At 48.3% G+C, this 24,066-nt stretch carries 18 protein-coding genes and 3 pseudogenes; 17 read left to right on the top strand and 4 right to left on the bottom strand.

Annotation, left to right across the window (positions count from 1 at the left end; genetic code table 11):
- Positions 1 to 80: 80 nt before the first annotated feature.
- The gene (locus JOY44_RS17640) at positions 81 to 893 is read left to right on the top strand and encodes a hypothetical protein (protein WP_171574908.1); all 813 of its coding nucleotides are present in this window, start codon (positions 81 to 83) and stop codon (positions 891 to 893) included.
- Between the two features lie 1,346 nt (positions 894 to 2,239).
- Here the strand turns inward: JOY44_RS17640 and JOY44_RS17635 are convergent.
- Together JOY44_RS17635 and JOY44_RS17630 are read right to left on the bottom strand one after the other, a co-directional pair.
- Positions 2,240 to 3,304, bottom strand: a complete 1,065-nt coding sequence (locus JOY44_RS17635; RefSeq protein ID WP_197985538.1) for a hypothetical protein — start codon at positions 3,302 to 3,304, stop codon at positions 2,240 to 2,242.
- Between the two features lie 119 nt (positions 3,305 to 3,423).
- Positions 3,424 to 3,564, bottom strand: a complete 141-nt coding sequence (locus JOY44_RS17630; RefSeq protein WP_171574905.1) for a hypothetical protein — start codon at positions 3,562 to 3,564, stop codon at positions 3,424 to 3,426.
- Positions 3,565 to 3,783: 219 nt separating this feature from the next.
- On the opposite strand from JOY44_RS17630, the gene JOY44_RS17625 reads away from it, so the two are divergent.
- The 4 genes and pseudogenes from JOY44_RS17625 to JOY44_RS17610 all read left to right on the top strand — a co-directional run.
- Complete coding sequence (locus tag JOY44_RS17625) at positions 3,784 to 5,598, top strand: YncE family protein (RefSeq protein WP_197985537.1); 1,815 nt, start codon at positions 3,784 to 3,786, stop codon at positions 5,596 to 5,598.
- Between the two features lie 403 nt (positions 5,599 to 6,001).
- Entirely contained in the window at positions 6,002 to 9,814 is a 3,813-nt protein-coding gene (locus JOY44_RS17620) for a sugar-binding protein (protein ID WP_171574904.1), read from the top strand.
- A 40-nt stretch (positions 9,815 to 9,854) separates the two neighbouring features.
- Positions 9,855 to 10,007, top strand: a complete 153-nt coding sequence (locus JOY44_RS17615; RefSeq protein ID WP_171574903.1) for a hypothetical protein — start codon at positions 9,855 to 9,857, stop codon at positions 10,005 to 10,007.
- Between the two features lie 509 nt (positions 10,008 to 10,516).
- Positions 10,517 to 10,980 (top strand): annotated as a pseudogene (locus JOY44_RS17610) (IS1 family transposase); the annotation flags it as partial.
- Positions 10,981 to 10,995: 15 nt separating this feature from the next.
- Here the strand turns inward: JOY44_RS17610 and JOY44_RS17600 are convergent.
- Positions 10,996 to 12,303 carry an IS701 family transposase gene (locus JOY44_RS17600; RefSeq protein WP_171573592.1) on the bottom strand — a complete coding sequence of 436 codons (1,308 nt, stop codon included), beginning with the start codon at positions 12,301 to 12,303 and terminating at the stop codon, positions 10,996 to 10,998.
- Between the two features lie 158 nt (positions 12,304 to 12,461).
- On the opposite strand from JOY44_RS17600, the pseudogene JOY44_RS17595 reads away from it, so the two are divergent.
- The 11 genes and pseudogenes from JOY44_RS17595 to JOY44_RS17545 form a co-directional block, all read left to right on the top strand.
- Positions 12,462 to 12,714, top strand: a pseudogene (locus JOY44_RS17595) (IS1 family transposase); the annotation flags it as partial.
- A gap of 132 nt (positions 12,715 to 12,846) precedes the next feature.
- Complete coding sequence (locus tag JOY44_RS17590) at positions 12,847 to 13,356, top strand: helix-turn-helix domain-containing protein (RefSeq protein ID WP_171572048.1); 510 nt, start codon at positions 12,847 to 12,849, stop codon at positions 13,354 to 13,356.
- Positions 13,350 to 13,919: an IS630 family transposase gene (locus JOY44_RS17585; RefSeq protein WP_171572047.1), complete on the top strand. Its 570-nt coding sequence runs from the start codon at positions 13,350 to 13,352 to the stop codon at positions 13,917 to 13,919. The genes JOY44_RS17590 and JOY44_RS17585 overlap by 7 nt, the downstream gene beginning before the upstream one ends.
- 31 nt (positions 13,920 to 13,950) lie before the next feature.
- Complete coding sequence (locus tag JOY44_RS17580) at positions 13,951 to 14,196, top strand: hypothetical protein (RefSeq protein WP_197985536.1); 246 nt, start codon at positions 13,951 to 13,953, stop codon at positions 14,194 to 14,196.
- Between the two features lie 281 nt (positions 14,197 to 14,477).
- Positions 14,478 to 14,807 carry a cupin domain-containing protein gene (locus JOY44_RS17575; protein ID WP_171574900.1) on the top strand — a complete coding sequence of 110 codons (330 nt, stop codon included), beginning with the start codon at positions 14,478 to 14,480 and terminating at the stop codon, positions 14,805 to 14,807.
- Positions 14,808 to 14,965: 158 nt separating this feature from the next.
- Positions 14,966 to 15,807, top strand: a pseudogene (locus JOY44_RS17570) (IS630 family transposase).
- Positions 15,808 to 15,832: 25 nt separating this feature from the next.
- Entirely contained in the window at positions 15,833 to 16,288 is a 456-nt protein-coding gene (locus JOY44_RS17565) for a transposase (protein ID WP_171574899.1), read from the top strand.
- Positions 16,289 to 16,361: 73 nt separating this feature from the next.
- Positions 16,362 to 17,369: a transposase gene (locus JOY44_RS17560; RefSeq protein ID WP_415881114.1), complete on the top strand. Its 1,008-nt coding sequence runs from the start codon at positions 16,362 to 16,364 to the stop codon at positions 17,367 to 17,369.
- A gap of 264 nt (positions 17,370 to 17,633) precedes the next feature.
- Positions 17,634 to 18,647 carry an ABC transporter ATP-binding protein gene (locus tag JOY44_RS17555; RefSeq protein WP_171574897.1) on the top strand — a complete coding sequence of 338 codons (1,014 nt, stop codon included), beginning with the start codon at positions 17,634 to 17,636 and terminating at the stop codon, positions 18,645 to 18,647.
- A 140-nt stretch (positions 18,648 to 18,787) separates the two neighbouring features.
- Positions 18,788 to 19,618 (top strand): ABC transporter permease, encoded by an 831-nt coding sequence (locus JOY44_RS17550; RefSeq protein ID WP_245404933.1) that lies wholly within the window; start codon positions 18,788 to 18,790, stop codon positions 19,616 to 19,618.
- A gap of 128 nt (positions 19,619 to 19,746) precedes the next feature.
- On the top strand, positions 19,747 to 21,297 hold the full coding sequence (locus tag JOY44_RS17545; protein WP_171574896.1) for a GldG family protein: 1,551 nt from the start codon (positions 19,747 to 19,749) through the stop codon (positions 21,295 to 21,297).
- A gap of 35 nt (positions 21,298 to 21,332) precedes the next feature.
- On the opposite strand, the gene JOY44_RS17540 is transcribed toward JOY44_RS17545, so the two are convergent.
- Positions 21,333 to 21,839 carry a hypothetical protein gene (locus JOY44_RS17540; RefSeq protein ID WP_171574895.1) on the bottom strand — a complete coding sequence of 169 codons (507 nt, stop codon included), beginning with the start codon at positions 21,837 to 21,839 and terminating at the stop codon, positions 21,333 to 21,335.
- A 283-nt stretch (positions 21,840 to 22,122) separates the two neighbouring features.
- On the opposite strand from JOY44_RS17540, the gene JOY44_RS17535 reads away from it, so the two are divergent.
- On the top strand, positions 22,123 to 23,985 hold the full coding sequence (locus JOY44_RS17535) for a StlD/DarB family beta-ketosynthase (RefSeq protein WP_171574894.1): 1,863 nt from the start codon (positions 22,123 to 22,125) through the stop codon (positions 23,983 to 23,985).
- Positions 23,986 to 24,066: the final 81 nt, after the last annotated feature.

Genomic DNA, 24,066 nt, shown 5'->3' with positions numbered 1-24,066 from the left:
TAAACTTAATCAAGCGACTGGGGTCATTTGGCACTACAAGGGTGAACATTGAGGGCATTTTTCTGCCGTTGTAGAGATTTATGATAGACCTGCCAGATAATTCCATTGATTCTGCGGATAATGCGGTCACTCATGCAGCTAACTTGTTGCGTCATTATAGTTTTGAGCTAGAAGCTTTTACGGTTGAGCAACAAATGGATGTCTGGTTGAGCAGATATCCAGAGCAATGGGTTTTGTTGGCAGTGGTGGAAGCGCTGCATCAAGGTCGCTATAAAGCAGTTTCGGTGGAGCAAATTTTACAAATTTGGCAGCGGCGAGGACAACCGCTTTGCCATTTTACCCATGAGTTTGAGCAACTGGTGAGAAGTAAGATTCCCGCAGCGATCGCTCCTTTACCCTCTAGCCCAGAAGCTCAATCTGAGCCGTTGCTTCAGCCAACTCTGTCTTATCGCACAATGTTGCTTCAGCTTCCTAGCGTCAAAGCTGCTTTTAAGCTAAAACGCCTTACCGAAATTCCCTCTCTCACATTTCCTGTGGAGTGTGAAACAGAAAAGCCTGAGCCAAGTTGTAAGAAGCTAAGCTTAGAACATCAGGCGGCTGGCATAGCTGCATCAAGCAGCACTGAATCGAATGACAACCGAGCAATCGCAGTTATCACGTCAGAATTAAAAAGCAAACCTAGGTTGCCAGGAGAAAGCGATCGCGAACTTCAGCAGTTTAAAGAAGGGGTGATTTTTGCCTTGAGTTCTGGCTTAGCGAACCGCACGCTGCACCCCAGATTCAAACTGCAACTCAGCCAGCACTATCGGCTGAACTGGCAGTATTTTTTAGACCAAGCTCCTACTGAACAGTTCGCGCCTGAAGCAGACTCTCCTGAGTTCCATGACCGCTGATAATCTCGATTTGCGCTGATTGACCCGCTCTATGTATGCAGCTTAAGCCAGCAATCAAGGGTGTTGCGGCTGATTTTGAACATCTGGCAGACATTGCTCTTACCCTACCTACCCTCCCATTATTTGATGCATTACCAAATAAAATTCGTGGGAATGCGAATCGTGATGGCTGAAGTCCTTACCCAGAAAGGTTTCAAATAGAGGGCGCTCGATTTGAAATTGAGCGATCGCGAGTTCAGATCCCATCATTGGTTTCCGTGAAAGCCCTCAAATAGCGGTGTTTCGGGGTCAAGACTTTACAGCCGACCAAAAAAACTGTGTCGATCAGTGGATGAACGCTCAGCGAGTTTTTCAGGCGAAAGGCGGGCCGATGCTAATGGCGAATATTTAATTGAGATCTTGAGCTTAGGCGGAGCTTGGATTTCTAAGCAAAGTACACTCAAAATTTCGGTGAGTCCTTAATGAAACACTTCACCCACTCAACCTTCACCATTTTTTGGACGATCGCTTCTTTTGATAGATAGGAACACAATTGCTTTTGTTTAAAAATAGAGGAATAACGCTTAAAACAACTGAAATAAACTAGCCATCAAATATTCCTAATGAAATCATCACAACTTCCCCCCGGCATAACCTATAGCATTATTCCTAAAGGCGCTGAGATTATTCTTAGCATTTGGGAACCTGCTCAGTTGAATGAATCGCGTATCCTGCCATTTTTATTTAAAACAAATTATCGATTGTCTTCCAAAGAAGAGGCTCAACTGATGTTGAGGAGTTATCAAATCACCTGCTAACACCCTTCAAAATTTGTTTATGAAACAGGATGAGTCGCCAGAGCAAGGCAATCCTATATTTTCGATTTATCGCACTCAAGATGCAATTGAGCTATGAGCGGGCTGACAAAATTACGGTACGGTACTGCTCGATTCATTAGTGCATACAAATCCTATGAGAGCGCAGTAAGCCTCGAACTTTGCCTGCCGCTTCGTTGGTTTATTGGGTTCGCTTTATTTGCGATCGCAGTGCTGCAACTACGCAGCCAAAGCTATTTCCATAGTTGTTTTAAGCAATTGAGCGTTTAATACTTGAGCAAGGACTTAACGCTGGTCAGTGATCAGGCACCCCGTTTTAGGAAAGACAAGCCATCTTAAAAGAATTCGGTTTTCTCTATTACGATGCGTAAAACTTCACGAGGCTGGAAGATTGTTGTTGGGACGATTCATGATTTAGACAGAAGCTTATTGGTAGAGAATCACTGCCAATAAACAATTAATCATCAGACAGCAATAATGGTTTGATTTGCTGTTGCTGCCTCGCCGATAATTTTCTAGGTTCAACCTTTTTTAGAACTCCTCTTCATCCGAAAAAACCTGAAGGCGAACGACGCGATCGCCCATGTCATCCAGTGGCGTTTGAATTATTTCACTAGAAAGGTTGCCCAAACAGCTTAGCAACGTGCGTAAATGGGGCGTACTTTGTCCGCTATCGAGATAAACTCGTTCCGAAAGGCTATTCAGGCGTTTCCAAGTGAGAAACAGTTTAACGGCGGTTTGTTCAAGTTGCGAGGCTTGACTCACCAAATCGGCGGTGGCACTGAGGCAACCTACCCGCAGCGCTTCTTCTAGCGCCAGTTCTAAATCTAAGGATTCATTGGTTAAAGCTTGCACACGGGCGGCGGCTTCCAAATATTTTGCCAGGTAACGCGCTTCAGCAGTTACTTGTTTGATCGTGTCTACATCAGGCGCTTCTGCCACCGTATCTCGCAGCGCAACTTGGTGCGTAATCGGCAGCTTTTGCATCTCTTTGACTAAAGGAGCCAGATAACGGGTCGGTAGGGTATGGTCAGCGGCTTTCTCCTTCACCTGTTGGGGCAGCAGGTCGGAGGTGACGGCTGTCCAGTCATCAGATAGCTGGCGCACTTCTCGACGGGTAATGCGATCGCCCCGCCGTGCGGCATCGCTAACCAACTGTTGTACTTCTGGGGCAGACTGGGCGGTTTCAACAAAAGCACGTTTGCTGAACTGATTAACATCATCGGGTTCCAGAAAGCCACCTTCCAGTAAAGTATCGGCGCTGGTCGCGACTTCTATCAGCGCGTATGCCTGACTTTTGCTAATTTCTCGATCTTTCAGCCAGTTGAGAAAACCTGTGCCGCGCCCATCGCTGTTGCGTTTTTCGCGATCGCGCACTGTTCGCAAAATCCGTCCCCGCCAGATGTCGGTTTGCAGATCAAAGCGATCGCATACTTGCCACGCCTGATCGATCTGCTGCTGAAACTCAAACTCTGGGATTAAATCATCCTCAGGATCGGGAAGCTCAAATTCTAGGCTAGCTCCATTGCTCAATCTTTCGGGAGTCACCTGAGCGACAGATTGGGATACTTGCTCCATTCCTAAACCACCAGACAAACAGCCGACCCATTATCACATCAAACAGTAAACAATAAGGGGCACAGCCGAAACTGCACCCCTGCAAATAAATCTTGATGAAGATAAGTCGTCGTCAACAGCTCGCTGCTCAAAACAAGCTAGCCCAAGACGTAGGCAGATCGAAGTGCCCACACAATCAGAACGCCAATGCCGCCCAGAACCACGATCGCCGAGAGGATGATCGCTGCTGGACTGTCTGCTCCATCGAACTTCATAATTCCACGGTTGAAATCCGACATAGTTGAGTTTCCTCTGGTCAGCTTAACACCGCCATAATTCTAGCTAATTAATCAGCAAGTTCTTTCACTCATGAAGGATTCCTGACAGAATTTGATTGAAATACAGTACTTTTGAACTACAAAGGTGTAGATTTAGGGTATAGCTTGGCTGTCCGCAGGATAGGCGATTGGTTGCCCGCGTCAATTTAGCAAACTAACAGCAACGGGCTATAAAGCTAATTGCTTCAAAGCTCCTATCTTCGACTATCGTGGCTCAGTGTGTCGGTGTATGGCGAAATGACTCAGGCAAATTTGTTGCAGCTTGCTCAATCTGGGGATGCGGATGCGATCGCGGCATTGATGAATGCCAGCTTGCAGGCGATTGGGGTGTCGGCACGGGCGGTTTTTCGAGATGGCAACCTGCATGTGCTGTTGGAATCGGAACGAACGTTAGCGCCTTCTCCAGCGATCGAGTTTATTCGGCGCGGCATTGCTCGATTGGGTCTGGGCTGGCTATCTTCTGCCATGGTATACAGTCGGCTAACGGGGCGCAGCTCTCCAGTCTGGGTACAGGAAGTTCGTTTTGGCACCCCAGAGTTCGTTGCCAATCCCTTTGCGATCGCTGTCAACTCCAACATTGGCGCAGAAATTGGCAATAAGGATTGGGTATTTCCGCTGCCCTGGCCCGTTAGCCCGTTTATGCTATCGATGTTGGCAAGTCTGCCGCTAGTGTTTCTGCCCAGCAGCGTGATCTGGTTTCGCTATCTGGCAACCACCCCACCGACAAGTATTAACTCAGCAACTCTCCCATTAGCCACTCGTGCCACAGCTACGGAGCCTAGTTCTGATTCACTTAACAAAGCCTTCAGCCAGGCAAATCAAGCCTATGTGATTGGCAAAACTGCCCAGTCTAAGCAAGACTGGCAGAAAGCCGCGACTCACTGGAAGCAGGCGATCGCCCTGCTGAAAACGGTTCCTAAGTCTGATTCTCAAGCGGCGATCGCCCAACAAAAGCTAGCTGAATACCAGCAGCAGTTGGGCTATGTGATCAAAGATAGGCTTACGTCTCAGGGAATGGTGCTGGTGAAAACTATTACCGGGGATATTGCGCCCAAATCGATTGTGCATTCCGGCAAGGGGCTGTTTTTTGCCCAAAATATGATGTATCGCCACAGCGTCACAGTGTACGATCGCCAGTTTAAATTGATCAAAACCATTTCTGATCAAGTAAAGCTGGCTGACTCCGGCTACACGAGCTATCCAGGCACTCAGCAAGGTTCCCCTGTGGAAGCGGCTTTCAGCCCAGATGGTCAAACCGCGTGGGTTTCCAACTACGAAATGTATGGCGATGGCTTTAGCAGCACGGCTGACGATGTGTGCAGTCCAGAGCAAAACCACGCCCAGAGCTTTCTATATCGCATTAGCGCCCAAAGCTTGGCGGTTGATCGAGCGGTGCAGGTTGGGGCAGTGCCTAAATATGTGGCAACCACGCCGAACAATCGCTATGTGTTGGCAAGCAATTGGTGCAGTTGGGATGTGAGCGTGATTGATCCGGCGCAAAACAAGGAAGTTCGCCGAATTCCATTGGGTCCCTATCCACGGGGAATCGCGATCGCCGCCAATCAAACCGCCTACGTTGCTGTTATGGGTTCCTCCGATGTGGCGGCAATTAATTTGACCGATTTCTCAGTAAACTGGCTGCGGGATATTGGCAATGCGCCTCGCCATCTCAACCTTGATCCGGCTGGCAAATACCTATACGCCACGTTGAATGGCGAAGGCAATGTCGCCAAGATTGATCTTTCAACTCAAGCCGTCGTTGCCAAAGTAACCACGGGCAATGCGCCTCGCAGCATGACCATTTCTGGCGATGGTCAGTTTTTGTATGTGGCCAACTACGACTCAGACACCATCAGCAAAGTGCGGACGGCAGATATGCAAGTGGTGCAAGCGATCGCGGTTAACGCAGCTCCAATCGGTATTACTTACGATAATGACACGCACCAAGTTTGGGTTGCCGCTTATTCCGGCAGCATCCAAGTGTTTCAAGATTAACCAGTTGTAAGATCCATGTTTACCAGTCCACTCAAGTCAAGAGGCTGTACGCCAATCATCTTTTCGAAGGCTGAAAAGCGGATCACACAGCACCATTGAAAGGTAGTGGCATCAAATTTAAAGCTAAGGTGATTTTTGCCTGAGAAAGTATAAAGTCAAGTAATTTCACTGAATTCGCCTGTATTCTTGTGAATAAAGCGACTCTTTGCTTTTTCAAAAAACTTAGAAAAATCCTGATAAAACATGAGATAGCTGAATGAGTATCTGGAAGGCGCTGGCTAATGCTACAACCCGACTCAATTGAGGTGAGATCGCTAGATGAATGCCTTGTTGAAGTTTATTGCCTGCCTATAACCAACGCAGCTTTGAATTCGCTCACCAACATAAACTAAGGCACATATCAATGAGCAATATCTATATGATCGGTAATAGCCTTACCGATCAGGTGAAGTACGATGGCTTTAAAGCTCTTGCTGAAAGCCGTGGCAAAACTCACAATTGGGGTCGCCATGTGATTCCTGGCACTCCATTAGATTATCTTGTAAACAATTCGACCAGTGGATTCCAAGAAGAACCCTACGGCTACTACGAAAACGCTTTCTCTTACCATCGCTGGGATGCGGTGACGCTGCAACCTTTCGATCGCCACCTGCCTGAAGACTTGAGCGCGATCGATAAACTGCTAGCTCCTCTAGCTGGCAAAAGCCCAGATGCTCAAGTATACGTTTATGCGCAATGGCCCATCAACAATGGCAAAGACTGGGATACCCAATGGCTCCGTCCCTACACTGGACAATGGGATGATTCTCAGCGCTCCAAAGCGTATTACGAACTGCTGACTCGTGAACTTAATACTGCCGAGCCTCTGTTTAGTCCGTTCTATATCATTCCTGTGGGGCATGTGATGTATGAGTTGAATCAACGCATGGAAACGGGACAAGTTCCTGGTTATAGCAGCATCACGCAGGTTTACAGTGATGGGCTTCACTTTAATAACGTCGGTTCTTACCTCGTTGCCACTACATTCTTTGCCACAATTTATAAGGAAAACCCCAACGGGTTGCCTATTCCAGTTCAATATCAACCCCAAACAGCCACAGATCAGCCTCTTTCGGCTTTCCTTGCTGGAATAATTCAGGATGCAGTGTGGGATATTGTTACCACTACGCCTCTGTCTGGGGTTTCGGCAGTGGTTCCTCTTACCATTCGCAACACGGGGCTGCCAGAGGCGATTCAAGCGCAAGCCTACTCTCAATCGTTGGAAGCAGTGGGTGGCGGGGGTTCCTATAACTGGGGCGTTGCAACTGGGGCACTGCCAACTGGGTTAACGTTGAGCAACACGGGCATTCTCAGTGGCAATCCTACAGCAACGGGAACATTTAACTTCACTGCCCGCGTGACGGATGCGAATGGTGTAAGTGTAAACAAACCGTTAACGCTGGCGATCGCCGCCGACACTATTCCAGACATCACCAGCACAACTCTACCCAATGGGGCACAGGGTAGCCGCTATCAACAAAACCTAACTGCCACTCAAGGAAATGGGAATATCACCTGGACTTTGGCAGCCGGAAGCTTACCCACGGGCATAACACTGCGGAATGATGGATTGCTGACGGGCACGCCTGGAATTCAAGGAGTTTACAACTTTTCAGTCCGTGCGACTGACTCTGATGCGACACCCGATTCGGATACACAAGCGCTCAGTCTGGTTGTTGGCACACCTGCTGTAAACACCCTGCTAACCTCTAAAACGCTTAGCCCGATCGCGATCGATGGCAATCTCAATGAATCCGTCTGGAACCTTACTAATACCGCGACTCGCACCAATATCGGCACTTTCAATAACACGGTCAAATTTGGCACTTTATGGGATAACACCTATCTTTATGTCGCGGCACAAGTCACCGATAGCGCTCTTCTTAAAGACTCAACCAATCTTTGGGATGACGATGCTATTGAAGTCTTTATCGACTCAAAACACGATCGCGAAAGTGTATTCAATAATGACGATCGCCAAATCATTGTAGACAGCAATGGTAACCTATTTGAACAAGGAGGACGCTCAAACGGTATTCAAAAAGCCGTGCAGAAAAACGCTACTGGCTACACCGTTGAACTGGCAATTCCCTGGGCAAATTTGGGATTGACAGCAGCAGAAAACTTGGCGATCGGCTTCGACCTTGCCAACGACGACGATGACAATGGCGGCATTCGCGATAGTCAACAAGTGTGGCAAAATGCAGACGTTCGCAACCTATCCCCCAGTCAATTTGGCAACCTGCTCCTGTCTAATACCACCGTTGGCGGCGGCACTGGTGGGACAAGTACAGGTAGCACTGGTAGTACAGGTACGGGCAGCACTGACACCGGCAGCATCACCTCAACCACTGTCACCTTTGAAAACTTGACCGTTGGCGACTTTGGCAGCAATTCCTATAACGACCCGAGCGGTTACAGTTTTGCCGATACGGGTTCAGATAACCTGCGAGTATATAGCACAGGTAACGGCTACCAAACCAAGGTGCTGCATTCCGACAACTGGGGACGCACGATCAAAGTTACTAAAACGAACGGCAGCAACTTTGACTTAGCTTCGTTTGATTATGCTGCCAGCGTTTGGAACGATGCCACTGATGCGATCGTCACGGGCTACTTCACCAACGGCTCCACTCAAGTCTCAAACTTCGCCACCTCCAGCAAACAAGCCCAAACGTTGAACTTAAACTGGAATGAGCTAAGCCGCGTTGAAATAAACTTTGCAGGTGGCACAAATCAAGCTTACGGCGGCATAGACAACTTTGTTTTCCACAACAGCACAGGTAGCACAGGCACAGGCACAGATACGGGTACGGGTACGGGTACAGGCACAGGCACAGGCACAGATACGGGTACAGGCACAGATACGGGTACAGGCACAGGCACAGGTAGTACAGGCACAGGCACAGGCACAGATACGGGTACGGGTACAGGCACAGGCACAGGCACAGATACGGGTACAGGCACAGATACGGGTACAGGCACAGGCACAGGTAGTACAGGCACAGATACGGGTACAGGCACAGGCACAGGTAGTACAGGCGTTGGCGGCGGCACTGGTGGGACAAGTACAGGTAGCACTGGTGGGACAGGTACGGGCAGCACTGACAGCGGCAGCACCACCTCAACCACTGTCACCTTTGAAAACTTGACCGTTGGCGACTTTGGCAGCAATTCCTATAACGACCCGAGCGGTTACAGTTTTGCCGATACGGGTTCAGATAACCTGCGAGTATATAGCACAGGTAACGGCTACCAAACCAAGGTGCTGCATTCCGACAACTGGGGACGCACGATCAAAGTTACTAAAACGAACGGCAGCAACTTTGACTTAGCTTCGTTTGATTATGCTGCCAGCGTTTGGAACGATGCCACTGATGCGATCGTCACGGGCTACTTCACCAACGGCTCCACTCAAGTCTCAAACTTCGCCACCTCCAGCAAACAAGCCCAAACGTTGAACTTAAACTGGAATGAGCTAAGCCGCGTTGAAATAAACTTTGCAGGTGGCACAAATCAAGCTTACGGCGGCATAGACAACTTTGTTTTCCACAACAGCACAGGTAGCACAGGCACAGGCACAGGCACAGATACAGGTACAGGCACAGGTAGCACTGGGACAGGCACAGGCACAGATACAGGTATAGGGACAGGCACAGATACGGGTACAGGTACAGGCACAGATACAGGTACAGGTACAGGCACAGATACAGGTACAGGCACAGGGACAACCAGCAATCGTGTGACTGTGACGTTTGAAAACCTCAATACAGGTCTTTACAGCAGTAATGCCTATAATGATCTGACGGGCTACACCTTTGCTGATTTGCAGCCTTACCCAGATAAATTGCAGGTTTACGGAACCAGCAATGGCTTCCAAAGTAAAGTGCTGCATCCAAATAATTGGGGTCACTCAATTCAGGTATCTAAAGCAGGCGAAGTGTTTGATCTTGCCTCGTTTGACTATGGTGCCAGTGTCTGGAACGACAAGATCGACGCGACTGTTACAGGATATGTGGCAAATGGCTCCACTCGTAGTGCTAGTTTTCTGACTTCGACGAAGCAACTGCAAACCCTAAATTTAGGCTGGACGGACCTCGATCGCGTGGTGATTGACTTCGCAGGTGGTCTTAACGCTGCCTACGGTGCATTAGACAATTTCGTGATGGCGAGCTGATAATTTACTATCTCTCTTCTTTGTAGAGGTACAAAATTTTGTGCCTCTTTTTCAACAAAGTGCGGACGGCAATATACAAGTGGTGCAAGCGATCACGGTTAACTCAGCTCCAATCGGTATTACTTACGACAATGACACGCGCCAAGTTTGGGTTGCTGCTTACTCTGGCAGCATCCAAGTTTTTCAAGATTAGGAAATTCCAGGCAATTTACGTCAAATTTACGAGTTAATCAGGGCGATCGTGTCTAAATCTTAAGTTGCGACCTTCCATTCTTGATCACTTCATTCACAGGTTATAAGGGTCCATAACACTGAGATAGTTGCTCAGCCGTAACTATCCCCGTTAAATCCTCCCTTAATGATAGAAGTGCCAGCAATATTTATCAAAAGGAAGAGGGTAGTGCTCAAGATGTAATGATGGAGTAGTAGAGTTTTAGGTAGTCCTAAAGATGTGATGATAGCTGAAAGCCCCTGCCAGTCTTGAATCTATGGATCATCACTTGCCGCAAGGGGTTGAAGTTCCCGCGCAATATGGAAGCGAGAACACTGACTATGGCTCAGGCTGGCGCACTTTCGACTCAAAATCAGCCTATAGACTTAAGGCGTAAAACTGCTAGCTGTATGCCTGCAACGTCTGTTCAGTCTTCATTGCAGGCATCATTACCTTTAGGGCACTACCGAGTTTTATGCTTTTCTCCTGCCATGCCAGCCTGCCCCCTTTGTGCATCCTCCCAAACGGTCAAGAATGGTCATATCCACAACGGTAAACAACGGTTCAAATGCCAGGATTGTGGACGACAGTTTGTCGAACAACCGACCAAAAAAGCAATCGACCAAGCCACACGGGAATTGATTGACCGCTTGCTGTTGGAGCACATTTCTCTGGCTGGAATCGCTCGGGCAGCGCAAGTTTCTGAGCAGTGGCTACAAACCTACGTCAATGAGAAATATGCGAAGGTGCCTCGCCAAGTGCAGGTGACACCCAAAAAAAGGGGCGGTTGACGATTGAGTGTGATGAATTGTGGTCCTTTGTAGACAACAAGAAGAACAAGCAGTGGGTCTGGTTAGCGCTTGATGCAGACACCCGTGAGATTGTGGGTGTTTACATTGGCGCACGCGATGCAGCGGCAGCACGCCAACTGTGGCACTCCTTGCCGCCTGATTATCCCTCATTAATCACTCTAAGCAGATGAAAAGATAAGTTGGAGGTTTAGCTGATGCACCCGTGGACAGATAAACTGATTCATCTTCTGCGTCAGTTGCTCAAACCCTAACTGAAGGGAAGCAATGGGAAAAACCGTCAACCAGTGTTTAAGCCAATTGAAGCAAACTAAAGGTTGAATAACTAAACGCAAGTTGTTGAGTAAGTTCTTCCAACCGCTCTGGTTATTCCACCACGGGTGCTGCGAAAACCGCTGATGGGCCAGTGGACAGGAGTCGTTGAATGGGTCGGCAAACAAACTGACCATCAAAAACGTACTCATGACCAACTCCCACCACTTCTCAATCTGCTCATAGCGGGTCATACGAAAGTCTGCCCACCCGAGTGCATCTTTGGCTTGTTTGAGACCATACTCAATCCAGGTTCTAAAGCCATAACTGTCACCAATATCTTTGAGTTTGATTGCCGGGGCACAGACCATGACATAGGACGTTGAGTTGTCCGGTAACGTGTCAGGGTCAGTGGTCAACAGCCAGTACTGCTTGCGGTGGCTTTTGCCGTAAATCACCTCAGCCATGTGACGGGTTTCTGTCGTGCCATTACTAAAGGTGCGCTTGAAGGTCTGCCAAGGCTCCTGGTACACCTCCTGGTCTTGCGGTAGCCACAAAGCATGGTTGCTGCGAATCGCCAGGATGTAAGGTAGGTTTAATTCATCTAGCACATCGACAAAGTTGACTTTACTTTCGCCATACAAGCTATCGGCGAGCACCAGTTCAAACTCAAATCCTAGTGCTTGTAATTGTCGAATCATGGTTGCCGCAATTTGCGGTTTACTTTGATACTCTTCTCCCTCTTTGAGTCGTTCTCTGGGTTTATACACCTCAAAACTCAATGGCACAATCATGCCATCGACTAAGCCGTAGGCAGTGACAGCGACAATGCCATTTTCCTTCTTACCGACGTTGCCGATGTATTGCCGTTTGACGTAATCAGTGCTTTTTCCCTTCTTACAATCTCCAGTTTCATCAATCAGTAATATCAATGACCGACCGTTGAGTACCTTGAGGGTCAACTCCAATCGCTTCTGGCGTAACTGTTGCACCTGCCAAGGAGACTCGGTAAGGAAGTGATGTAAGTTTTGCTGATTGTTTAAGCCTACTGCTTTGGCAATGGCAGGTAAGGATTTGCGTTTAATCTCGCTAATCATCCCCAGATGCAGAAGCTTAAAGGCTTCATAGCTGCGCACTTCTGGGAATAAGTCCTCATACAATTGGCAGTATTCATCCACAAAATGTATCGTCGGGCGGGCGGCTCTAGATGCTGGCATGGCAATTGAATCTGGACAAACGTACCTCTATAATAGATAGTCTCTAGTCAGAGTGATTTAAGAGGGTTATAGCGTTTCCGGCTCCCGTGAGGTGCAAACTAGAGCCTCAAATCCCTTCCCCGCTTTGTCCCAACTGCACCTCATCCGACAGAGAACCGCTATATCGTCAATGCGCGTTCGCCTATACCGACTGTTGGGCAGCATATGGAGCGGTTACTACCCAGCAAGCGCCATCGAGCCGTGGGCAAAAAAACGGGCAAAACCAGCTACATTGAGCGCTTCAACAATACGTTGAGGCAGCGGGTATCGCGGCTAGTGCGAAAAACCTTGTCCTTTTCAAAATCGTTGGAGAATCACATTGGTGCCATCTGGTATTTCATCCATCACTACAATGCATCATTACGTGTGTAGCATTACCAGGAAGAGATCTGAACCTGACCAGGTACTAATTGAGAAGGCGTGACAGGATGAAGGTTATACCAATTTAAATTGAGTAAGCGGCAAATGGACTAGACTGAGCGGAGTTGTTTGGAGAGTCTAGTCATGGCAGGTGTAATGTCAATAGACGTGAAAGAAAGTTTGGATGACTTAGCTCAACAGTTGCGGCAAGCCGAAACGCCAAGCGCTAAAGAACGATTGCAAGTGCTCTACTGGTTGAAACAAGAGAATGCGCCGAGCATTAGTGCGATTGCCAAAGCGGTCGGGAAACATCGAAACACGGTGCAAAGCTGGCTATTGATGTATCGCACTGGAGGAGTGGGGGCGATGCTAGAAATCAAGAAATCGCCGGGGGGAGTGCGAGTGATACCCCAATGGGCAGAGGATGCTTTGGCAAAGCGGTTACGACAGAGACACGGCTTTCAAAGTTATGGAGCAGTACAACAGTGGTTGGCAGAAACCTTGGGAGTAGAAGCGGAGTATCACGCGGTCTACCAAATGACCCGCTATCGGCTCAAAGCCAAGCTAAAGGTTGCTCGTCCTCAAAATTGCCAGCAGGATAGTGAACAGCGATCTGCTTTTAAGCAAACCTCAAGGGCGACCTCAGCTTGCTGAGTCAGTATGCTCGCCACCGGGGGCAGGATGAACGTCCCATTCGCTATTTTGCTCAGGATGAGAGTCGTTTTGGACTGCATACTCTGATGGGACGATTGATCACGGCGTGTGGCATCAAACCGATTGGGCAGTGGCAGTGGTTGTTCAAAGCGTTCTGGCTCTACGGGGCGGTTGAACCTGCCACGGGAGAGTCCTTTTTTCTGCAATTTTCTCATGTTGATACCGAGTGTTATCAACGATTCTTGAATGAATTTTCCAACGCTTATCCGGATAGTCTGAACGTCTTGCAAGTGGATAACGGGCGGTTTCACAAGGGTAAAGCGTTGGTGGTGCCAGAGAACATCATCTTGTTATTCCAACCGCCTTACTGCCCTGAGCTAAATCCTATTGAGAGGTTGTGGGAACATCTCAAGGCAAGTTTGAAGTGGGCTGCGTTCAAAACGCTCGACCAACTACAAGTCAAAATCGATCAACTCCTGGCTGAGTTAACACCACAAGTAATTGCTTCTCTCACAGGTTATTCCTTTATCCTGGATGCCCTATCTGCCTTGAATACTGTTTAAATTGGTATGAGTCACCTATGAGAAGCACAATATGGCGCTCAGTACAGACAATTTGCTTCAAAATACTCAAGACGCAACATCAGTCAAAATCGAGAGCTTAGCCAAGCTCTATTTAGAAGGTAACCCGGTCGAGCTTTCCGATGCAACGATCGCCCAATTCTGTGATTGGCTTTGGGGTGAGTACCAAAGTCTTTCCTTGAACGTAGAGTTCTCGTGGTACGAGCGTTACAACAATGTTGCTGAGATGTTTGCTGATATAAAGCAAAGTCACCTTTGAGTATCTGTCGAGAACTACGACACGACTCTGGGAATTAATCCTATCTATAGCTTTATTTTTCAGGCAATTCATGATGACGACCACTATTTAACCAACAGTGACTTTAGTTTGGAAGGAGAAATCGCAGCCTATAATGCCACTGCCAAATGTGCGCCCAGTTTAGATGTTCAGAAGATTTTTTATTCCGAAAGTGTGTTGCGATCAGCTGCCTATCTTTTTTAGGGCACGATCCAATCTCCAAGATCGTTTCTCCGTAACTTGCTAATATAAAAAGCAAACCCATGCCTGAAACCATAATGCCGCTGAAAGCGATCGCAATTCGGTTCGCCGAGACGATTGAATACCCCGAAACTGGAGTGCGGCGTAAAACTTTACTAGAAGATGCCAACTGCCAGTATGCACTGCTGTCGTTAGTAGCAGGAACTGAAATTGCCGAACATACATCTCCTCGCAATGCCACAGTAAATGTGATTGAAGAGCAGGGAATATTGGCCCTTGAAGGCAAAGAGATTACCCTAGAATCAGGTGTCTTTGTTTTTATGCCTGCTGCTGCACTTCATGCCCTTAAAGCAACGGCAAAACTGACATTTTTATTGACGCTCTCTGCCTAATCTCTTGACTCTGAGTATGACATTGACGGATTAATGCCTGACAGAGGTAACGTCGATCGCTTTGCTGATCCGTCTTCAGTTTTCAAGAGTTTATAGCAATCGAGAGGATAGATAAGACAGGATATACAGATACACCTAAGTAGTGGATAGCTATTCCCATGCCGGCTCCTTACAGCGACGACCTGCGCCAAAAAGTACTGGACGCGATTGCTAGTGGACACCGTAAAAGCCACGTCAGCCAACTGTTTAACATTAGTCGCAACACGATTGACCTGTGGCTCAAATGACGAGACGCAACAGGTTCACCCAGTGCTATTCGGCACTATCCACGCGGTCCCCAAGGCAAGATCACTGATTTGGAGCAATTTCGAGTCTTTGCCAAGCAGCATGGACATTTGACGCAGAAGGAGATGGCAGAGCAGTGGGGTCAACCAATCAGTGACCACACTCTGGGTAAAGCCTTAAAGCGGATTGGTTTCACTCGAAAAAAAAGAGCTATGGCTATCGGGAACGGGATGAAGCGCAACGGCAAGTCTGCTTAGCCCAATTGCAAGCCTACCTTCCGGAGCAACTTGTTTATGTGGATGAAGCCGGTGAGGATGACACCGAAGACTATGCCTATGGATGGTGTGAGCAATCCAAGCGATTTGAGGCCCTGAAATTAGGGCACCGAACGGAGCGCATCAGCAGGATTGCGCGATGGTGTGAGCGTCAAGTGATCGCGCCGATGACCGTCAAGGGCTATTGCGACAGTGTGTTATTTGAAACCTGGGTACAGGAGTTTCTCGTGGCTCAGTTAAAGCCAGGACAAGTGGTCGTGATGGACAATGCCAGTTTTCACAAATCGAGGGTAATTCGAGAGCAGATTGAGCAAGCTGGGTGCCTTGTTCTATTTCTGCCACCCTATTCCCCGGACTTGAACAAGATTGAAAAGTTTTGGGCGCGGCTGAAGCACTACTTATCCCTCATTTGTTACTTTAGCGAGAACAAAATAAGCTAGAAGTAGCTGTGTTCAGGTTGAGATCATGTTACGCCCACCTATCGCTACAGTCAGCTTCATTGACGAGTATTGTCTGCTTTACCGCTCGATGTTTGAGGATGTGCGGTTGTATGAATGCTTTAAGTGGTTGCACCTGGGCATTATGAGTCCGCTACCGCGCAAAACGTTACCCAAGATCGCCAAACTCAATGGTCTGAAAGATGGACAAAGTTTGCATCACTTTTTGCGCGATGCGGTGTGGGATGTCGCTCAAGTTCGAGCCATTCGACTGCACCTGATTGGGCAACAAATTGGCACCCGACCCATCAGCTTATGCATCGATGAAACGGGTGATGTCAAGAAAGGAGAAACCACAGACTATGTGGCGAAACAATACATCGGCAATCTCGGCAAGACCGCCAATGGCATAGTCAGCGTCAATGCTTATGCCGTGGTCGAGAACATCACCTACCCGTTGTTGCTCAAAATCTATAAACCTTAGGACTTACGCGGAGAAAATAAGGGAGATGTCTAGGATAGGGGCAAATTGCTAGAGTCAAGGTATGAAAGAAGCAGTGACTCGACTGGACTACTGCCAATATCTGCTAGTCAGCCAGATCAACTATACGTTGACCAATTTTGCAGACCATAGCGAAAAGTTTTCTCACGACCAAATCAATCGGTATTTAGTGGGAGAAAAGGTTACCCCACGCTTGGTGTGGGAAAACGTTTCTAGCCAAGTTGTCCAAAGTGTAAAGGGCTATTTGGTGTTTGGCGACACGGTGTTAGACAAACGCTACTCGTTTGCGATTGATTTGGTGCGACGGCAGTATAGTGGCAACGCTCATAGGGTAATCAAAGGGATTGGAGTTGTGACTTGCGTCTATGTCCATCCCAAGTTGGATCAGTTCTGGTTAATTGACTACCGGATCTACGACCCGGATGGAGATGGCAAAAGTAAGTTAGACCACGTGCGGGAGATGGTGAGTCACACGGTCTACCACAAGCATGTGGACTTTCAAGCCGTGCTGATGGACACTTGGTATGCCACAAAAGATTTGATGTTGTTCATTGAGTCGCTCCACAAGGTTTACTACTGTCCACTCAAAGACAACCGTCAAGTCGATGATTCTGCGGCGCAGCAGCCCTACCAACGAGTCGATACCCTCGATTGGAATGCAGCAGAATTGACCCATGGCAAGCGCATTAAAATCAAAGGCTTTCCTAAAGACCACAAAGTGCAGTGTTTCCGGGTTGTGGTGTCCACTCACCGCACGGACTTCGTTGTCACCAACGATTTGACTCAAGATTCTACAGAGGCAACACAACAGGCGTGTGGCTTTCGTTGGAAAATTGAGCAACTGCACCGGGAAGGAAAACAGGTGACGGGCTTAGCGACATGTCAATGTCGTAAAGCTCGAATGCAGCGCAATCACATTGGCTGTGCTTTTCTGGTTTGGGTACGGCTCAACACTTTAACAAGGCAAGCAGGACAAACGATTTATCAACTCAAACACGGATTGCTGGACGATTACCTTTGCCAGCAACTTAAACGCCCATCGCTCAAAATGTCTTTTGCGTAAGTCCTGTTTAATAACGTGGATGGCTAGTGTTATTTATATCGTCGCTTACCTTGTCACCTATCCTAATTTGGGTTTGTATAACTCGATAACCGACCAAAACGCTCTAGACCAACTCTATTTTAAGAGGCGTAAAATTGAGACTATTTTGAAGCCGCTTGGTCATGCTTAACGGTTCACGACCATCAATTCACACATCCTGTCACACGCTCGTTGCCTCAGTAGTTTACGATGGGCAATGGTCAACCGCACTAGGATGAGGTGGACATGATTAAAGTAGAGCATCTGAGCAAAATTTACGGCACGACATCCGCGATCGCGGATGTCACCTTTTCTGTAGAACCGGGAGAAATTTTGGGTTTTTTAGGACCCAATGGAGCCGGAAAAACCACCACCATGAGGATTTTGTCGGGCTATTTACCCGCTACTACGGGAACGGCGACGGTGGCTGGCTACGAAGTGCATTCTGACTCAATGGCGGTGCGATCGCGGATTGGATACTTACCCGAAACGCCGCCACTGTATCCTGATATGACGGTGGAAGGGTTTCTGTATTTTGTAGCGCGAATTAAGGGCGTCAGTGCGGGTGAGCGGGCAGTAAAGGTAAGATCGGCGTTGGCAAAAACCAGCCTAACGGAACGCCGCACCAGCTTGATTCGCAAGCTTTCTAAAGGCTATCGGCAGCGGGTTGGCATTGCCCAAGCAATCGTTCATGATCCATCGGTGATTATTTTGGATGAGCCGACGGTGGGGCTTGATCCACGCCAAATTATTGAAGTTCGCAATTTGATCAAAAATTTGGCAGGAAGCCATACGGTGATTCTTTCAACGCACATTCTGCCGGAAGTGAGCATGACTTGTAACCGGGTTGCCATCATTCACCAAGGGCGAGTGGTGGCGACGAATACGCCGGAGCAGTTGATGGCACAACGAGGGGGCGGTTCTGCATATGAACTGGAGATTGAAGGAGGTTGGGAGGAAACGCAAAGGGCGCTTCAATCAGTGGCGGGAGTGCAGGAGGTGAAGCCTGTGGCTGCTGAGTTGCCATCAGGATTTTGTCGAGTGCGAGTGGTGGGTGCGAATGAGGAGCTGGCCGGGCGATCGCTGGCAGCGGCGATCGTGGGGTCGGGACTGGGCTTGTTGGAAATGCGGCGGATTCAAGCCAGTTTGGAGGATGTGTTTTTGCAGTTGACTATGGAAGATGGTACGGCGGAAGGGGCGGATGGTGAGATTGGTGGCATCCATCCTTTAGCCACATCTGAAACTGATGCCGAAAAGTAGTTGGATCGAGGTCGCTGTCAAAAATAGGGGAATGTTCCCCTACGCCTGCTTCACAAGGATTCTTTTAAACAAATTTTTAAACAAATTCTTGAGTCTTAGGCAAGCAGTAATAACTGGCTGTAAGTGGAGAATGGGGGTAGATGAAAGTTTTGAGTAAGATTCAAATTGTTTTTGCGAATATTACGGCAATCTATCGCCGTGAATTGCAGAGCTATTTTGTGTCGCCACTGGCGTATCTGATCGCAGGCGTGTTTTGGCTACTAGCAGGTTTTTTCTTTGTGGCGCTGTTGTTGGGACCACAAGGGATTATTCAGCAAGCGGCCCAGGCTGATTTGGTGGGTCAGCAAGCGGGGATTCCGGTGCCGCCTGTGGATGTGCCGTATCAGTTGTTGCAATTTTTCTTAGAGGTTTTGGGATCGTTGTCGCTGTTCATTTTGCCTATGCTGTCGATGGGTTTATATGCGGAAGAACGCAAGCGGCGGACTTTAGAGCTTTTGGCAACGTCGCCAATTACCAATTGGGCGATCGCAGTGGGAAAGCTGCTGGCAGTGGTCACCTTTTTCACAACGCTGGTGTTGCCGCTGATGATGTATCAAGCGATCGCTTTGAACGCCAACAGTCCGCCGATGGACATGGCGATCATGCTGTCTGGACATCTGGGGCTAATTTTGTTGGCTGCTGCGATTTTGTCTTTAGGCATGTTCATCTCTTCCCTCACGGAAAGCACCATTTTGGCTGCTGTGTTTACGTTTGCGCTGGTGTTGTTCCTCTGGGTCATTGACCTACTGGGCAAAAGCATTGGTGGTTCGGTGGGTGAGGCGATCGCCTATTTTTCCCTACTCAAGCACTACACCAATTTGGTTCAGGGCATCGTTGACAGCAGCAGCCTCCTCGTCTTTGCCAGCTACATCTTCCTCGGCATTTTTCTCACCGCCCAATCGATTGATGGGCTTCGGTTCCAGCGATCGTAGGGAAGCTTTGAGTTGGGGGGTTCGGAGTTCTGAGTTCGGAGTTTGCCTCTCGCCATTTTTCCCATCGTTCGTTATTCGTCTCTCGTCAGTTACCCCTCGCCCTTTATCCCTCATCCCTCGCCTTTTTTATGAAATCTTTCCGTCCTTTCCTTAAATATCTGTTTTGGTTTGCGCCCATGCTGGTTGTGGCGGGCTTAACGGTGGGGGTGGTGTCAGGAAGTTGGGGGGCGCTTCCGGTGGTGCTGATGGTGGTGGGAGTGGCGATCGCAGGATTAGGATTGCTGGCGTTAGGCAGTACACCTTCTGATCAGCCGGAATTTTGGCGGCGGCGATCAACGGAAGCAGGGGCAAATACCTTGGTGTCCACGCTGGCGGTGCTGGTCATTTTGGGATTGATTAATTTTCTGGGCGCTAAGTCCGTCTGGCGATTTGACTTGACGGAAAATCAGCAGTTCACTCTGGCACCCCAAACTCAGGAGTTGGTTCGCAGTTTGCCGCAGCCGATAAAGGTTTGGGTGTTTGATAAGCAGCAAAATCCGCAAGATCGAGAATTGTTGGAAAGCTATCGACGGTTGGGCAAGCAATTTAGCTTTGAATATGTCGATCCACAAGCAGTGCCTTCCTTGGCAAAACAGCTTGAGGTGAAAAAGATTGGAGAGGTGATTTTGGAGCGATCGCCCAATCAACGCAAGCAGTTTGTACAAGCGATAAATGCTCAGGAGCGCCTGTCTGAAGTGAAGCTAACCAATGCGATTGAGCAGATCAACAGCGATCGCAAATCCACCGTTTATTTCCTGCAAGGGCATGGAGAGCGGGCGATCGACAGCGGACAGGGCGCGATGGATCAAGCCGTGAAGCAATTGGGCGACAAGAATTTTGTGGGGAAACCGCTGACCCTCGCAACCAGCAGTGAATTTCCTCAGGATGCGGATGTCGTCGTCGTTGCAGGACCACAAAAGCCGCTACTAGCTGCGGAAGTGACTGCCCTCAAAACCTATTTAGACAAAGGTGGCAATCTATTGCTGCTGATTGACCCAACCAATCCTGACCCCAAACTTGAACCGCTACTGAATGAATGGGGCGTGTCGTTGGATAAGCGTGTGACGATCGATGCATCGGGCGGCGGCAAGCTGATCAATCTCGGACCTGCCGACGCACTGGTTAGCCAGTTTGGTGAGCATCCAATTACCAAAGACTTGCAGGGAAACCTAGCGTTTTTCTCCCTGGCACGTCCCCTGGGTATCAAGGAAGTAACGGGAGTGAAAGCCACGCCGCTGTTATTTACCAATGATAAAAGCTGGGCGGAAAGTAATTTAAAATCTCAACCGCTTCAGTACGATGCTCCTGCTGACCAACAAGGACCTTTGGTCTTGGGGTTTGCCTTAACTCGTTCTGTAAAGGAAAAGACAACAGAGTCTCGACTGGTCGTGATTGGCAATTCTAGTTTTGTTGCGAATGGTTTACTAGAGCAGGTAGCAAACGGGGATGTGTTTTTTAATTCAGTGCGCTGGCTAAGTCAACAAGAGCAGCCCACCCTGGCACTGCGCCCCAAAGATGCAAAAAATCGCCGAATTAACCTGACGACGCAGCAGGCAAGTTTGGCAAGTTGGCTAGCGCTGGCGATATTACCGTTGTTGGCTTTTGGCACCGCGATCGCGGTCTGGTGGAAACGCCGATAATCGTCTTGTGCGTTGAGCGCAGCCGAAACGCACTATCACCCATCCCAAGCGCCCATATTGAAAATGCCGTATTCCTCGCGCAGAGACTCCAGCGATCGCCCCATCACGCGATCCGGTTGAAGATAGGCATTAATCTGTTTGCCAACCTGCAAGCCTTGTCGAATGCCTTGCAGGTACAGTTGGCAGACCTGCACAGGGTTTAAGTAGTTTCCCCCCCATGCTTCCCCTCGAAAGGACTGCGCCAGTAGCTCCAAAAACACGCCAACGCTTTGGAGGTAGTAATACCAGGGTCGCCGCCAAGTCAGCGCTGTTAGCAAAAAGCCAATCAGCCGTAGTTCGTGATCCAAACTGGTGCTGTAGCCTGTGACCACATGCATGATGTCATGTCGCTGCAAATCGCACCAAGGAATGCGGAGAATGCCGACTTGCATATCGCGATCGCGCACAAACGTTGGATTTGCCTGATAGTAAAGCTCCAGACCTTGTTGCAGCGTCAGAGGAACGGTTGACGCGATCGTTGAATTTCTCGGTGGTTCAATCATCCTTACCATTTACATCTCGGAAAGTTAGCTTGCCTTAATAACCTGTCACTTGCAGCGAACCAGTTTGTTTTTTCCAGTCCACCTCTTAAAAGTGTCACAAAGATTTCGCAGAGAATTGGCGTTTTTTTGTTAGTCATTAACTAGAGACATACACCGAAAAGTCAGCCAAAAAATCAGCCAACTACTTAAATCATATTTGCCATGCTTTGAACAGGAATAAAAACGCCCTCTTCAAACTCAACCGCTTCACCAAAAACTCATCATCCTCACACAAGGAGCAACTATGTACGGTGCTTTCATTAATAGCATTGGCAAATTCCTACCTGGAAATCCCATCAGTAATCAGGAGATGGAAGACTATCTTGGATTGGTGAACGATCGCCCATCTAAAGTAAAGAGTCGGATTCTTAAAAGTAACGGAATTCAACAGCGGTATTATGCATTAGATAAAAATCAAAAAACAACTCATTTAAATAGTCAAATGGCGGCTTATGCCGTGCAAGATGCGTTGAAGAAGTTAGATTTTCCTCCTAGCGAAATTGATTTACTCTGCGCTGGAACGACCTGGGCAGATCTTCTGGTTCCTGGATTTGCCAGCATGGTGCATGGTGAATTACCCGAATTTTCCCCGATTGAATTGAACACCAGCATGGGCGTTTGTTGTGCTGGCATTGGCTCGCTGAAGTATGCAGCTTCCCAAGTAAAACTAGGAGAAAAAAGAAACGCGATCGCGGTTGCTTCCGAACTCCCTTCTCGCCTATTTAAACATACAAACTTTGAAGCGGAAACTGATATTCAAGCCGGAAAATCTTTGGGATTTGATAGTGAATTTCTACGCTGGATGCTGTCTGATGGAGCAGGTGCTTTCCTAATTCAAAATCATCCTAATCCAACGGGAATTAGCCTTAAAGTTGAATGGATTGAAATGGTATCTCATGCCAATGCTTATCCAGTTTGCATGTATGCCGGAACCGAAAACGAAACGGCACAAAAAAGCTGGACGGATTATTCTTCTTACGCTGAAGCGGTACAGGCAGGGGCAATCAATCTACGGCAAAATATTCGTCTGCTGGATAACGTGGTCAAGTTGGGCGTAGAAGGCTGGCTGAAATTAATTGAACTGGGACGAGTCCAACCAGACGAGATTGATTGGCTTTTATGTCACTATTCTTCTCACTTCTTTAAGGGACAAATTGTGGAGCTATTGGACAAAGCGGGCTGCATGATTCCTGAAGAAAAATGGTTCACAAACCTCTACACACGAGGCAATACAGGCTGCGCTTCTATCTATTTGATGCTGGAAGAACTTTTTCACTCCGGTAACCTCAAAGCAGGACAAAAGATCTTTTGCTTTATTCCCGAAAGTGGCAGGTTTACTACGGCGTATATGTTGTTGACAGTCCAAGAGTCAGGGCATAGGCATCAGGAGTCAGGAGTTAGGACAGAAATAAAAGATGGCGCGATCGCTCCTTGTCCCTCACCCGTCATTTCTGAAACAGCTTCTGCCTATTTGCTGCGTCAGTTGGCATTAGTGTGGTTGGAGTTTGAGCGCAAGTTGCGATCGCTGCCCATGTTGCGACGATTGCATCGGGGTGAATTTACACTGGAAGATTACAAAGCGTTGCTACGAAACCTGCGTCCCCAAGTGGTGGAAGGTGCACGCTGGATCGCTCGTGCTGCTTCTAATATGAGCGATTTTCGGTTGCGGTCTACCTTTATTGGGCATGCTCAAGATGAACACCGCGATTTTCAGATGTTGGAGCGAAACTATGTCTCGGTTGGTGGCGAACTGCAAGAGATTGAGCAGGCGGAAAAGAATTTGGGCAGTGAAGCGCTCTCAGCGTTTATCTTCCATCAAGCATCGCGAGAAAACCCAGTGGATTTGATCGGCAGCATGTTTATTATTGAAGGATTGGGCAATAATTTGGCGGCGCAGTGGGCAACCCAAATTAAGCAAACACTGGGCTTAAAGGATGAGCAGGTGTCGTTTTTGGCATACCACGGCGCAAACGATGAAGCCCATATCGGCAAGCTGAATGCCATTTTGAATGCAGAATGGATGACCCTAGAGATTGCTCAGCGGATTGTCAAAACGGCGCAAGTGACGGCACGGCTTTATCTGATGCAACTGGAAGAAATTCGATGATTTGAATAGGGCGCATCCTGATGCGCCTCTGCGATATTTTCAACAGAAATACTTTCACTTAAATTCACCAACCTTATGTCA

Source organism: Leptolyngbya sp. Cla-17 (assembly GCF_016807185.1).
In the GTDB taxonomy this organism is placed as follows: domain Bacteria; phylum Cyanobacteriota; class Cyanobacteriia; order Leptolyngbyales; family Leptolyngbyaceae; genus ULC077BIN1.
Note: the sequence above shows the minus strand (reverse complement) of the source record. Positions and strands in the feature narration are given on the sequence as shown.